12 protein-coding genes are annotated in these 12,810 nt (G+C 62.6%); 2 read left to right on the plus strand and 10 right to left on the minus strand.

The annotated features are described in order from the left end of the window. Positions 1 to 14: 14 nt before the first annotated feature. Positions 15 to 575: an SH3 domain-containing protein gene (locus FCU66_RS04705; RefSeq protein ID WP_136619597.1), complete on the minus strand. Its 561-nt coding sequence runs from the start codon at positions 573 to 575 to the stop codon at positions 15 to 17. 159 nt (positions 576 to 734) lie between these two features. Here FCU66_RS04705 and FCU66_RS04710 point away from each other — a divergent pair, with 159 nt between their 5' ends. Beyond that, positions 735 to 1,736 carry a 2-hydroxyacid dehydrogenase gene (locus tag FCU66_RS04710; RefSeq protein ID WP_136619598.1) on the plus strand — a complete coding sequence of 334 codons (1,002 nt, stop codon included), beginning with the start codon at positions 735 to 737 and terminating at the stop codon, positions 1,734 to 1,736. Positions 1,737 to 1,784: 48 nt separating this feature from the next. Here FCU66_RS04710 and FCU66_RS04715 read toward each other — a convergent pair whose 3' ends face one another. The 9 genes from FCU66_RS04715 to FCU66_RS04755 form a co-directional block, all read right to left on the minus strand. Continuing rightward, positions 1,785 to 2,273 carry a GNAT family N-acetyltransferase gene (locus FCU66_RS04715; protein WP_136619599.1) on the minus strand — a complete coding sequence of 163 codons (489 nt, stop codon included), beginning with the start codon at positions 2,271 to 2,273 and terminating at the stop codon, positions 1,785 to 1,787. Between the two features lie 4 nt (positions 2,274 to 2,277). Further along, a complete protein-coding gene (locus tag FCU66_RS04720; RefSeq protein WP_136619600.1) occupies positions 2,278 to 3,033 on the minus strand; it encodes a molybdopterin-synthase adenylyltransferase MoeB in 756 nt (251 codons plus the stop codon). 88 nt (positions 3,034 to 3,121) lie between these two features. Then, a complete protein-coding gene (gene recF / locus FCU66_RS04725) occupies positions 3,122 to 4,261 on the minus strand; it encodes a DNA replication/repair protein RecF (protein ID WP_136619601.1) in 1,140 nt (379 codons plus the stop codon). A gap of 185 nt (positions 4,262 to 4,446) precedes the next feature. Continuing rightward, entirely contained in the window at positions 4,447 to 5,565 is a 1,119-nt protein-coding gene (dnaN, locus tag FCU66_RS04730) for a DNA polymerase III subunit beta (RefSeq protein ID WP_109666422.1), read from the minus strand. A 302-nt stretch (positions 5,566 to 5,867) separates the two neighbouring features. After that, positions 5,868 to 7,343, minus strand: coding sequence for a chromosomal replication initiator protein DnaA (dnaA, locus tag FCU66_RS04735; RefSeq protein WP_246093787.1), 1,476 nt, complete (start codon positions 7,341 to 7,343; stop codon positions 5,868 to 5,870). Positions 7,344 to 8,269: 926 nt separating this feature from the next. Further along, positions 8,270 to 8,536, minus strand: coding sequence for a 30S ribosomal protein S20 (rpsT, locus tag FCU66_RS04740; RefSeq protein ID WP_013533694.1), 267 nt, complete (start codon positions 8,534 to 8,536; stop codon positions 8,270 to 8,272). Between the two features lie 182 nt (positions 8,537 to 8,718). Then, entirely contained in the window at positions 8,719 to 9,492 is a 774-nt protein-coding gene (locus tag FCU66_RS04745) for an enoyl-CoA hydratase (RefSeq protein ID WP_136619603.1), read from the minus strand. Positions 9,493 to 9,523: 31 nt separating this feature from the next. After that, positions 9,524 to 10,411 (minus strand): bifunctional DNA-formamidopyrimidine glycosylase/DNA-(apurinic or apyrimidinic site) lyase, encoded by an 888-nt coding sequence (gene mutM / locus FCU66_RS04750; protein ID WP_136619604.1) that lies wholly within the window; start codon positions 10,409 to 10,411, stop codon positions 9,524 to 9,526. Continuing rightward, entirely contained in the window at positions 10,404 to 11,645 is a 1,242-nt protein-coding gene (locus tag FCU66_RS04755; RefSeq protein WP_136619605.1) for a phosphopentomutase, read from the minus strand. Before FCU66_RS04755 ends, mutM begins: the two co-directional genes overlap by 8 nt. Before the next feature lie 195 nt (positions 11,646 to 11,840). On the opposite strand from FCU66_RS04755, the gene FCU66_RS04760 reads away from it, so the two are divergent. Next, positions 11,841 to 12,761, plus strand: a complete 921-nt coding sequence (locus FCU66_RS04760; protein WP_168991975.1) for a phosphate/phosphite/phosphonate ABC transporter substrate-binding protein — start codon at positions 11,841 to 11,843, stop codon at positions 12,759 to 12,761. Positions 12,762 to 12,810 lie beyond the last annotated feature (49 nt).

Below are 12,810 nucleotides of genomic sequence, written 5' to 3' on the forward strand. Positions count from 1 at the left end.
ATCAAGAGCAAGAATCAGTCCTTGACCCGTTCGCCGGGATAAGCGCCCCAGACAACCGACTGGGCAAGCCAGCCGGTGTGGCCGTCGAACGTCATTTCGCACCACTGGCCGTCGCAGGATTTGATCGTACCCATCACGCCAGGTTCGATCATCGCGACCACCCTTGCGTCCTTGTCGGGGCTGTTGAGAAGGTTGATCTGGGCACCCTTGCCGCGCTGCCATGGTGCGACGATTGCCGTGCGCCGGCCGGAAAGCAGCGACTGGTTGATCCAGCCTTCCGACCCATCGGCATCGCGCACGCGGCGCCATGTGTCGAATTCCTGGATGATCTCCATCGGCAGGCCGGCCTTCATGTACATCCAGTCGACCGAGTAGTTGGCGCCGGGGCCGACGCGCGAGTTGACGCGGCCGGATTTCAGGCTGACGAATCGCGGCAGCGGCAAACCGCTCGGCCCGAGCGTGACGACGCTCTGGGCAGGTGCTGCGGCACTCTGCGCGGCCGCAAGAGGAGAATAAAGCAGAGCGCCGAGAAATGCTGCGCTGAGGGCCAGGCGAAGCGACGCGAAACCAGACACTTTCATTCCTTTCGGCGCTTGCCCAACGGCCTCGGCGCCCCTTTTTCTTTGTCTTCGGCGGCACCGCTTGTTACATGGGGTAATCGGCACCGCGACCGGCTTTCAGTTTCGCCGGTCTTGGTTAAAGAGGTCTCAACGAGATCGGGGTACGAGGAAACAATGGCAGGCAAAAAGAAGCCTCTCGTCGTCATCACGCGAAAGCTGCCCGACCCGGTCGAGACCCGCATGCGCGAACTGTTCGACGCAAGGCTGAATGTCGAGGATCGGCCGATGACGCAGCCGGAACTGGTTGCGGCGGTCAAGGAGGCCGACGTGCTGGTGCCGACGGTGACGGACCAGATCGATGCGGCGCTGATCGCCCAGGCCGGCGATAACCTCAAGCTGATCGCCAATTTCGGCAATGGCGTCGACAAGATCGATGTCACCGCTGCGGCCAAGAGGGGCATCACCGTCACCAACACGCCGAATGTGCTGACCGAGGACACCGCCGACATGACGATGGCGCTGATGCTGGCGGTGCCGCGGCGGCTGGTGGAAGGGGCCAACGTGCTCACCGGTGACAAGAAATGGGCCGGCTGGTCGCCGACCTGGATGCTGGGTCGGCGCATCTGGGGCAAGCGGCTGGGCATTGTCGGCATGGGCCGCATTGGCACCGCCGTCGCCAGGCGGGCCAAGGCGTTCGGACTGTCGATCCACTACCACAACCGCCACCGCGTGCTGCCGGCCGTGGAAGACGGGCTGGAGGCGACCTATTGGGAGAGCCTCGACCAGATGCTGGCCCGCATGGACATCATTTCGGTCAATTGCCCATCGACGCCGGCAACCTTCCACCTGCTTTCGGCGCGGCGGCTGGCGTTGCTGCAGCCCACCGCCTATATCGTCAACACCGCGCGCGGCGACATCATCGACGAGGAAGCACTGGTCAAACTGATCCAGGACGGCAAGATTGCCGGAGCCGGTCTTGATGTCTACGAGCATGAGCCGGCTTTGAACGGCAAGCTGCTGAAGCTCGCCGCCAAGAACAAGGTCGTGCTTCTGCCGCATATGGGCTCGGCGACGCTCGAGGGCCGCATCGACATGGGTGAAAAGGTCATCATCAACATCCGCGCCTTCGTCGACGGCCATCGCCCGCCGGATCGGGTGCTGCCGCTCAGGACCTGACGCCGTTGTAGCGCAACGTTCTCCGGTCTTTGGAATGAAAGCCCTGACTTACGAAAGAGCCTTGCGCATGGTGATCGAGGTCGGCCTGATGTAGCCCTCATGCGCCGTCCGCTCGGTCTCATGAAAACCGAAGCGGGCAAAGGCTGCATGGTTTGCGGTCAGCTCGATCCGCGTCTGAAGCTCGATGGCGCCCTTGCCGCGGCTGCGGGCAAGGTCTTCGACCGCCTGCATCAGCCACCGGCCAATGCCTTGTCCCTGGCAGTCCGGCGCCACGGCAAGCTTGCCGACATAGAGTTCCTCCGCCCTTTCAAGGGCAAAGACGCAGCCGACGATCCGGTTGCCCTTGAGCACCACGAAGCCGATCTCCCGTCGCGCCTTGTCCCGCAGGCTGTCGGCGGTCAGCAGGTGGGCCGAGGAGGGCGGGTCGATGACGCCGTCCATCGAGGCGAAGGCACGCATGATCAATGCGAGCACATCGTCCCAGCGGTCGAAATCGGCCGGGATCTGTGTGATGAGGACGGCATCGGTCCGCTCCACGGGGTCAGTTTCTCTTGTAGCGGATCGTATCGAAGCGCGCCGCCAGCGCATCATAGAGCAACAGCCGGCCGACCAGCGGTTCGCCGATGCCGGTGATCAGCTTGATCGCCTCCATCGCCTGCAGAGTGCCGATGACGCCGGTCAGCGCGCCAAGCACGCCGGCTTCGGCACAGGACGGCACCAGGCCCGGCGGTGGCGCTTCCGGAAACAGATCGCGATAGCCTGGGTTGGGCTTGCCGTCCTTGCCGTCTTCGAATGGCTTCAGCACCGTGACGGAGCCGTCGAAGCGTCCGACGGCGGCATGCACCAACGGCTTCCCGACGCTCGCGCAGGCATCAGCCACCGCATAGCGGGTTTCGAAATTGTCGGAGCCGTCGACGACGATGTCATAGCCGGCGACGAGGGCAGGTGCATTGTCCGGGTTCAGCCGGATTGCGTGCGTTTCAACCGTAGTGTTGGGATTGATGCGCGCGATTGTTGCCTTGGCGCTATTGGTTTTCAGCATGCCGACAGTGTCGGTGCCGTGGATGACCTGACGCTGCAGGTTGGACAGCGAAACGGTGTCATCATCGACCACGCCGAGCGTGCCGACGCCGGCGGCGGCAAGATATTCGAGCACCGGCGCGCCCAGCCCCCCGGCGCCGATGACCAGCACCCGCGCCTGCTTCAGCCTCTGCTGGCCGGCGCCGCCGATCTCGGGCAGCACGATATGGCGGGCATAGCGTTCGATCTCGTCGGCAGTCAGGGCGGCAGGGGTCATTGCCGGACCATATAGCGCCAGGAAAACCTTGTCAGGGGCTAATGCATGTCGCCTAAAAGTGTGAAGCGGACAACGACATGCATAAGAGCTAGATCGTTGGCCCAACCCTACCATGGTCGACCGTCAGGAACTGCGCACGACCTGCCAGGCTGGAAAACAGCGCCGCATCGGTTCCGGTCATGAATGCCTGGCAGTTCAAGTCCTCGAGGATGGAAAACAGCGCCGCGCGCCGCCCGCTATCGAGATGCGCGGCGATCTCGTCGAGCAACAGGATCGGCGTCATGCCCGACATTTCGCCGGTCAGCCGGGCATGCGACAGCACGATGCCGACCAGCAGCGCCTTTTGCTCGCCTGTCGAGCAAAGCTCGGCCGGCATCGCCTTGGGACGGTGCCGAACCACCAGGTCTGAACGATGCGGGCCCTCGAGCGTGCGTCCGGCGGCACGATCACGGTCACGGCCCTCGACAAGCGTCCGGCGGAAGCGCTCCTCGACATCGACCGCCGGCGCGGCGGCGATTTCGGCTTCCAGATCGCCCGAAAGGCCGATATCGGCCTGCGGAAACGGTCCCGTGTCGGGCAGCCTGTCGATCATGGCGGCGAGCAGGCGCACCATCTCGGCTCGCGCCGCGGCGATCGCCACACCGGTTTCGGCCATCTGCGTCTCGATCGCGTCGAACCAGCGGTCGTCTCGAGAACCTTCGGTAAGCAAGCGGTTACGACCACGCATCGCCTTCTCGTAGTCGATCGCACGTTGCCCGTGGTCGGGGTCGATCGCCAGCACCAGCCGGTCGAGAAAGCGGCGGCGATCCGCGGCCGGCCCGGTGAACAACGCGTCCATCGCCGGCGTCAGCCACACCACGCGCAGCCATTCCAGCATGTCCTCGGCCGAACGCGCCGGAGCTCCGTTGATGCGCACTCGTCTGCCGCCTTCGCCGGCGGTGTCTCCACCGGAAATGCCTGTTCCGATCTCGACCTGGCCGTCAGGCCCGTCGAGCCGGGCATGCAGCACAAAGCCGCCGTCGCCACCCTCGCGCGCGACGTCTGCGTAGGGCGCGCGGCGCAAGCCACGCCCCGGTGTCAAAAAAGAGATCGCTTCGAGGAGATTGGTCTTGCCGGCGCCGTTGTCGCCGGAAAAAACCACGGCACCTGGCGCCAGATCGATCGTCAGCGCCGCATAGTTGCGAAAATTAGTAAGTGTTAGCTTACTTATATGGTTCTGTGCCGGCAACCGCTATCCGCCTGTAGAGCGGTCCATCGTTTCACGGAAACGCAGAACCGCTCTATCTCTTTGTTTTGACGCAATTCCGGACGGAAAACCGCTTCACACTTTTCCTGGAATTGCTCTAGAAGTTGCCGCAAACATCGCTCTTGCCGCCGGTCCATCACAGGACCGAATTGCTGACACCGCGCCGGCTACACCCGCATCGGCATCAGCACATAGAGTGCGGTCTCGTCGGCCATGTCGTGGATCAGCGTCGGCGAACCCGCATCGGCCAGCATGAACTTGGCCTCCGTGCCGGTCAGCTGCGCGGCAACGTCGAGCAGGTATTTGGCGTTGAAGCCGATCTCGATCGGATCGGACGAATAGTCGGCGGCCAATTCCTCGGTGGCGCTGCCCGAATCCGGATTATTGACCGCAAGCGTCACCTGACCCTCGCTGATCGACAGCTTCACCGCGCGGCCGCGTTCGGAAGAGATGGTCGAGACGCGATCGACAGCGGCAGCGAAGCTCTGTCGGTCGATGATCAGCTTCTTGTCGTTGCCGGTCGGAATGACCCGCTGATAATCGGGGAAGGTGCCGTCGATCAGCTTCGAGGTCAAAACCACGCTGCCGATGGTGAAGCGGATCTTGGTGTCCGACAGTTCGGTGGTGACCGCAACATCCGGGTCGTCGACCAGCTTCTGCAGCTCGCTCACCGTCTTGCGCGGAATGATGATGCCCGGCATGCCCTCGGAACCTGCCGGTGCGTCGATCTCGGCGCGCGCCAGACGGTGGCCGTCGGTCGCCACCGAGCGCAGCTTCAGCTTGCCGCCAACCTCATGCGTGTGCAGGTAGATGCCGTTCAGGTAGTAGCGCGTCTCCTCGGTGGAGATGGCGAACTGGGTCTTCTCGATCAGGCCTCTCAGGGCAACCGAGTCGAGACGGAAGATATGCGAGAAGGATCCGGCCGAAAGCTCCGGGAAGTCGGATTGCGGCAGGCACTGGAGGCGGAAGCTCGATCGGCCTGACGTCACCGTCATGGCGTTGCCGTCCTCGTCCGTCTTCAGCATCACCTCGGCCCCATCGGCGAGCTTGCGAACGATGTCGTAGAGCAGATGTGCCGGAACCGTCGTCGCCCCGCCGCGCTCCACCTTGGCGGGCGTCGCTTCCGTCACCTCGAGGTCGAGGTCGGTCGCCTTCATTTCAAGGCTGGCGCCCTCGGCGCTGAGCAGCACGTTGGACAGGATCGGTATGGTGTTGCGCCGCTCGACCACACGGTGGACGTGGTTGAGCGACTTCAGGAGATTTGACCGTTCCAGGATAACACGCATGACGAAACAGGCTCGCTTGAATGAATGACGGGTCACCAGTGGGCGGCGCCCCGCGAAAGGTCTGAACAGGCTCAGAATCTGCCTAAACTGACAGGAAAAAACCAGCAAACGCAAGCCCGCGCCACCGGTTCGGGCAGGCTACGCCGGCTTTCTGGGGATAAAGGGCACGAAGTCCGCGAGCCGGTGTCGTAAAACCGAAATCCGGGCCGCTTCCAGGCGGCGCCACAAGCCCATTCCGGGCTCCGGGCCGCACTGGCAAGCCATTGAATTCCGGTGTTGTTCCGGTTCGCCCCCGGTTCCGGTCAGGCCTGGTCGTTGATCAACCGCCTCAAGAGCTCAAGTTCCTGCGCCAGCGTGTTGTCGTTGCCGGAAAGGTCCTCGATCTTGCGCACGGCATGCAGCACCGTGGTGTGATCGCGGCCGCCGAAACGCCGCCCGATCTCGGGCAGCGAGCGCGGCGTCATCACCTTCGACAGGTACATGGCGACCTGCCGCGGCTTGACGATGGTGCGCGTGCGCCGGTTGGACAGCAATTCGGTCTTCGACACATTGTAGTGGCGCGCGACGATGCGCTGGATGTCCTCGATACGAACCCGCTTCGGCTCGCCGGTGCGATAGATGTGGCCGAGGATCTCGTCGATCCGGTCGATGGTGATCTGCGGCTCGAAGGATTGACGGAACAGCAACTGGTTGAAGGCGCCTTCCAGTTCGCGTCCGCTGCCGGTCACGGTGCGTGCGACGTGATTGAGGATCTCTTCCGAAATGTTCAGCGATGCGTCATCGACCCTGGCGGTGGCAAGGCGCAATTTGAGCATGCCAAGGCGCATGGCGAAATCGGGCGCCGACATTTCAAGCGCGACACCGCCATTGAGGCGCGAACGGACCCGCGGCTCGAGCGATTCCAGCTCCGACGGCGGCCGGTCGGCGGCGACGACGACCTGCTTGGCGCTGTCCAGCAACATATTGATCAGGTGGCAGAATTCATGCTGGATCGACTTGCCCTGCAGGAACTGCATGTCGTCGATGATGAGCAGGTCGATGTCGCGCAGCTGTTCCTTGAGCGTCAGCGCGTTGTTGTCGCGGATCGCGGTGGCAAAGCGCCACATGAAATACTCGGCCGTGAGATAGACGACGCGCGACTTGGGGTTCTGCTTCAGCGATTCCGCGGCGATGGCCTGCAACAAATGTGTCTTGCCGAGCCCGACGGTTGCGTGAAGGAAAAGCGGATTGAAGCGCACCGCGCTCGATTGCGATTCCGCCACTGCCTTGGCGGCGGCGAAGGCCACCCGGTTCGACGGTCCCTCGATGAAGGAGCCGAACGTGTAGCGAGGGTCAAGCGGTGACCCCAGCACATTGTGGCGGAATTCACTCTCGATCGGTGTGCCCGGACGCGGAGCCGGTGCACGCTCTGTCCGGCCGGGACTGACGGTGCCGGCGGCAAGCGCCGTCTGCGTCTGCCGCGTCATCTTGCTGCGTGCAGGGACCACCTCCGGCTCGGCCTGGCTGCGTCCCTGACGGGTTGCCGTGCGCACGACAATGTCGATCTTGAGGAGATCGGGATCTTCCTGCTTCCACAGCTCGGAGATGAGGTCGAGATAGTGGCCGTTGATCCATGAGCGCAGGAAGGCGGTGGGCACCGAGATGCGGACAATGCCCTTGGAAGCCTCCGCGACCTTCATGCGGCCAAACCAGCTCGAATAGACTTCGGTTCCCAGGCGCGCCTTCAACTGGGTCTTGACCCGGTCGAATTTTTGTTCCGCGTCGCTGGAGACCGCCATGTCGTTTGCTCCGATCAAAGTTCCAGGAAATGGGAGGTCGCCCGTAAGTTCCCTTTCGATGCCGCTCTGCATGATCTTTTCCTTGTCCTTCCGTACCTGTTTTCCGCCGGGGATGCGCCTCCTGCATCCGATTCCGGCGACCTAAGTCTTTGCTACGATGTCCGCTGCCGCCGCCGGCAGATGAACGTCGCCCATTATCCAAGGGAACCGGTGCCGGCCCATGGAAGCCAGTCCGCGTTGGGTATGTCAGGGCAATACGACATCGTCCGGCGAAAAGAGCGCCGGCGCGCCGTCTACCTGCCATGTCTAGTTACGCCAGTCCCCTACCGTATCGAAAAAAGACAAACCAAATCGGTCCGCGGACTTGATCCGCGTTGCAAATCCCGCCAATTTAAGCTGGCCGATTCAGGCTGGGTTTAAGGCCCAGAGCCCGTCCCTTTCGATAGATCGACATTACCGAAATCGCTGTGGATAGGGCAAGGCCACCTCTAACGGATTTTTAAGGAATCTGGTTACTGGAGGCGGGTTCGAGTGGCGTGCCGCAACGGCACATTTTAACAAAGCCATTGTGATTCAAACCCTTTTCCGGCGAATATGAAAAACTGGGCGCTGAGAGAAATATTCTGAAATAATTCGCTTGACAGCTACTTGTCCCCCATCGGGTTGGCCCGGTGTGGACAAGCTGTGGATCACCATCTGTAAGCGTCTGAAAAGTATGGGCTATTTCTGATAGCCAAGAATCTTTAAGTCAGCCCTTTTCAAGCATGCCGACCAACAGCAGGCATGCATATGCCGGCAAAGTATTCCCAATCGTGAAATCCGCACAAGACGCCGTTTCCGGACATTCTTTTTAAGTGCTTGCCGGCAAACGAAAAAACCCGGCACAAGCGGCCGGGTTTAAAGAACGTCAGTCTAGGGAAGTAATGTCAGGCCGACAGAACTTTGACCCGCTGAGCCAGTCTCGACACCTTGCGGGATGCCGTGTTCTTGTGGATCACGCCCTTGGTTGCGGCGCGCATCAATTCCGGCTCCGCGATCTTGAAGGCAGCCTGTGCGGCAGCCTTGTCACCGGAGGCAAGTGCCTCTTCGACCTGGCGGATATAGGTGCGCACGCGCGAGCGGCGGTTCTTGTTGATCGCTGCGCGGCGGACGATCTTGCGCGTTGCCTTTTTGGCCGAGGATGTATTGGCCATGATGCCTCTCTTCTGATCTGGTCGGCGCATGCGGGATGCCGCAGGGCGCAAAAAACAAACGGGCAGCCACGGGGCCGCCTCGGTTGGTGGGGCTTATAGTTCAGCTTTTCCGGCGCGTCAACGCTGCCTGGCCTTCTTTTTGGCGGCCGACGGCCATCTTCTTCGCAGCTAAAGGATTGGCGTCAGCGGTTGGTGAATTTCGGCTTCCGCTTCTCGGCAAAGGCCGCCATGCCTTCCTTCTGATCGTCCAGTGCAAACAGCGAGTGAAACAGCCGGCGCTCGAACCGCAATCCCTCGGCAAGCGTCGTCTCGAAGGCGCGGTTGACAGCCTCCTTCGCCATCATCACCGACGGCAGCGAGAAAGCGGCGATCTTGGCTGCCGCCTTCAGCGCCTCCTCGACAAGCTCGCCGGCAGGCACGACCCGCGACACCAGGCCCGAGCGCTCGGCTTCGGCGGCATCCATCATCCGCCCGGTCAGGCACATGTCCATCGCCTTCGCCTTGCCGACGAAGCGGGTCAGCCGTTGCGACCCGCCCATGCCTGGAATGACACCGAGCGTGATCTCGGGCTGGCCGAATTTGGCCGTGTCGGCGGCGATGATGAAATCGCACATCATCGCCAGCTCGCAGCCGCCGCCGAGTGCATAGCCCGCCACCGCCGCGATAACAGGCTTTCGCGCCCGCGTAAGCTCTTCCCAGCCGACGAAGAAGTCTTGGGCGTAGGCGTCCGCATAGGAGATGGACTGCATCTCCTTGATGTCGGCGCCGGCGGCGAAAGCCTTTTCGGAACCGGTGATGACCATGGCGCCGATACCGGCATCGGCGCCGAAAGCGTTCACGGCTGCGACCAGTTCGGTCAGGACCTGCGAGTTCAGCGCGTTGAGCGCCTGGGGCCTGTTCAGCGTGATCAGTCCGACCTTGCCGTGCGTCTCGGTGATGATCGTTTCATAGGTCATGGCTGCTTCTCCTCGCTCGCGCTCGTCTAACTCACCGCTGACATGTCCGGCAATAGAAGGTCGATCGGCCGCTCTGTACGATCCGTTCGATGTGGCCGCTGCAGCCGGGCTTCGAGCAGGCTTCGCCTTCGCGGTCGTAGACGGCGAAGGAGTGCTGGAAATAGCCCAGCGACCCATCGGTCTGCATATAATCGCGCAGTGAGGATCCGCCGGCCGCGATCGCATCTGATATCACCGAGCGGATGGCTTCGGCGAGGTGTTCGCTTTGGGCCTGGGCTTTCTTTCCGGGTTTGGCGATCGTGCCCGCCTCACGCAGCGGCGACAGGCTGGCGCGCCACAGCGCCTCCGACACATAGATGTTGCCGAGCCCGGCGATCAGCCTCTGGTCGAGAAGCGCTGCCTTCAGCGGTGATCGTCGCCCTTTCATCAATGAGGCAAGCAGCGCGCCGTCCAATGTATTGCCCGTTGGCTCAACGCCTAACCCGGCCAGCATCGGATGGACGTCCGGCCCTTCCGCAAACAGCATGAAACCGAAGCGGCGCGGATCATTGAAGATCACGCGGGATCGGGCGCCTTCCGGAGATACGACATGGAAGACGACGTGGTCGTGATTGGAACTCTTCGAGCGGTCGTGGTGGAAGATACCTGGCATGTCGCTGCCGTCCGCCGTCTCGATGCGGAACGAGCCCGACATGCCGAGATGGCAGATCAGCACGGGACCGCCTTCCAGGTCCATCGTCAGATACTTGGCCCGCCGGCCGAGTGCCGTGATCGTCTTGCCGGTCAGCCGCTGCGAGAATTTCTCGGGAAATGGAAAGCGCAGATCCGGGCGGCGCGCCTCGACACGGGCAATGGTGGCGCCTTCCAGGACCGGCTGCAGTCCGCGCCGGACGGTTTCGACCTCCGGCAATTCAGGCATGACCGCCAATCGCCGTATAGAAAGAAGTGCCGTAAAGACCGTGCGCCAGCCCAAGATGCTCGGCCACGGTTTCGCCGATGTCGGCGAATGTCGTTCTCAGCCCGATGTCGCCGCCCTTGAAACCCGGTCCGGTGCCGATCACCGGAATGCGCTCGCGCGTATGATCGGTGCCTTGCCAGGTCGGATCGTTGCCGTGGTCGGCGGTCAGGATGAGAAGATCGCCCTGCCGCAGCCTTGCAAATGCCTCCGGCAGCCGCCGGTCGAAGGCCTCGAGCGCGGCAGCATAGCCTGCAACATCGCGGCGATGACCGAATTCGGTGTCGAAGTCGACGAAATTGGCGAAGACGAGATCGCCGTCGCCGGCATCGTCCATCGCGCCCAGCGCCTCGTCGAACATGGCCATGTTGCCCGCCCCCTTGCGCACCTGCGAAATTCCGCGATGGGCGAAGATGTCGCCGATCTTGCCGATGGCGATGACACGGCTGCCACGCGCGGTCAGCCGATCGAGCAGGGTCGGTTCCGGCGGTGGCACGGCGTAGTCATGACGGTTGTATGTGCGCTCGAAGGTGGCGGTGGTTTCGCCGACGAAAGGCCGCGCGATCACCCGTCCGATCCTCAGCGGATCAACCAGCCCGCGCACCACCTTGCAGAATTCATAGAGCCGCTCGAGGCCGAAATGGGCTTCATGCGCGGCGATCTGCAGGACCGAGTCGACCGACGTGTAGCAGATCGGCTTGCCGGTGCGGATGTGCTCCTCGCCGAAGCGCTCGATGATCTCGGTGCCCGGCGCATGACAATTGCCGAGAATGCCCGGCACCTTGCCTTCGCGGATGATCGCCTCGGTCAGTTCAGCCGGAAAGGCGGGAATCGTATCCGGGAAATAGCCCCAGTCGAAGCGCACTGGCAGGCCGGCGATTTCCCAATGGCCCGACGGCGTGTCCTTGCCGCTGGAAACCTCCTGCGCGGCGCCATGGAAGGCAGTGCTGAGCAGATCCGTCCCGCTGCTGGCAAAGCCCAGTCCCGTCGCGGTTTCGGCAGCCTTGCCAAGCCCGAGCGAGGCCATGTGGGGGACAAACAGCGGTCCACTGCGAAGCCCTTCGCGATCCGCGCGTCCTTCGGCACAAGCTTCCGCAATATGCGCGAATGTGTTGGCGCCGTCGTCACCGTAGCGGTCGGCGTCGGCCGCGCCGCCGATGCCGAAAGAGTCCAGAACGAAGAGGAAAGCGCGCGCCATCGAGTTGTTGCCAGTTTGAACGACCAGACATAGGGTTCCGCGACTTCATTGGCAATTCGGAAACCAAACGGCAACGGCTTGGCGCGATAGTCCAGTTATGTCGCCCAAAGATGTGCAGCGGTTTGGGCAACGAAAGAATGCATGTCGCAACGATGCGACGGGCATGGGTCTAGGAAAACAGACGGCGGTTTTGTCATGAGCGTTGCGCTGAAGGCGTCTGCTGCCCTCATGTTGGTGCAGGCCGTGCTCTGGTCCGATCCGGCGCATGCCGACTGGCGCGATGACATCGGCACGTTTCGCATCGGCATCGTTGCCGAGCCAGGCGCCGGCAACACCGTTCCGGGGCTGGCTGTGTTGACCGACGCCTACTCCAAGGCCTTGGGCATGAGGGTCGAGTTTGTCGTTGCCCGTGATTATGCCGCGCTGATCGAGGCGCAGGCCAATGCCCGCATCGAATACGCGATCTATTCGGCCACCGCCTATGCGACGGCCTCGCATCGCTGCTCATGTATCGAGCCGCTTGTGGCTCCGGTCGATTCCGACGGCGCGATCGGCATCCGCTCCGTTCTGCTGACACGGGACGGCAAGCTGCCCGATCTGGCGGCGATAGAGAGCCATCGCATCGCCATGGCGCCTTCGGGCAGCGTCGGCGGTTCTCTCTTGCCATTGGCGGCTTTGACGGCGGAAGGCCGCAAGGTTGCGGAAGATGCACCGTTTCTGGTCCATGCCGACTCGGCTGCGGCGGCCGAAACGATGCTGGTCGATGGCAGGGCCGATGGCCTGTTCGGTTGGGTGACGGCCGCGGCCGACGGCCAGCCGCAAACATCGGGCACGCAGGCAAGGCTCGAAGCGGCAGGGCTCTCGGTGGCGGCGCTTCGGGTCGTATGGACGTCTGGCTTGCTGAGATATGGCCCTCACGCCGTCCGTAGCGATCTCGATCCTGAAGCCAAGCGCCGGCTCACCGTGTTCCTCACCAACCTCAAGTCGATAACGCCGGATGTCTACGAGCTCCTGGAATCGAAACATTCCGGGGGCTTCGCTGTCGTGGCGCCAAAAGATTACGAGATGGCCATTGCTATCGTGCGCTTCGTCTCGGGCAGCGGTCCACAGCAGTAGCGCAAAAGTGTGTAACGGTTTTCCGTCAGGAATTACGTGGTAGAGCCGG

The organism is Mesorhizobium norvegicum (genome assembly GCF_004919685.1).
Classification (GTDB): Bacteria; Pseudomonadota; Alphaproteobacteria; order Rhizobiales; family Rhizobiaceae; genus Mesorhizobium; species Mesorhizobium norvegicum.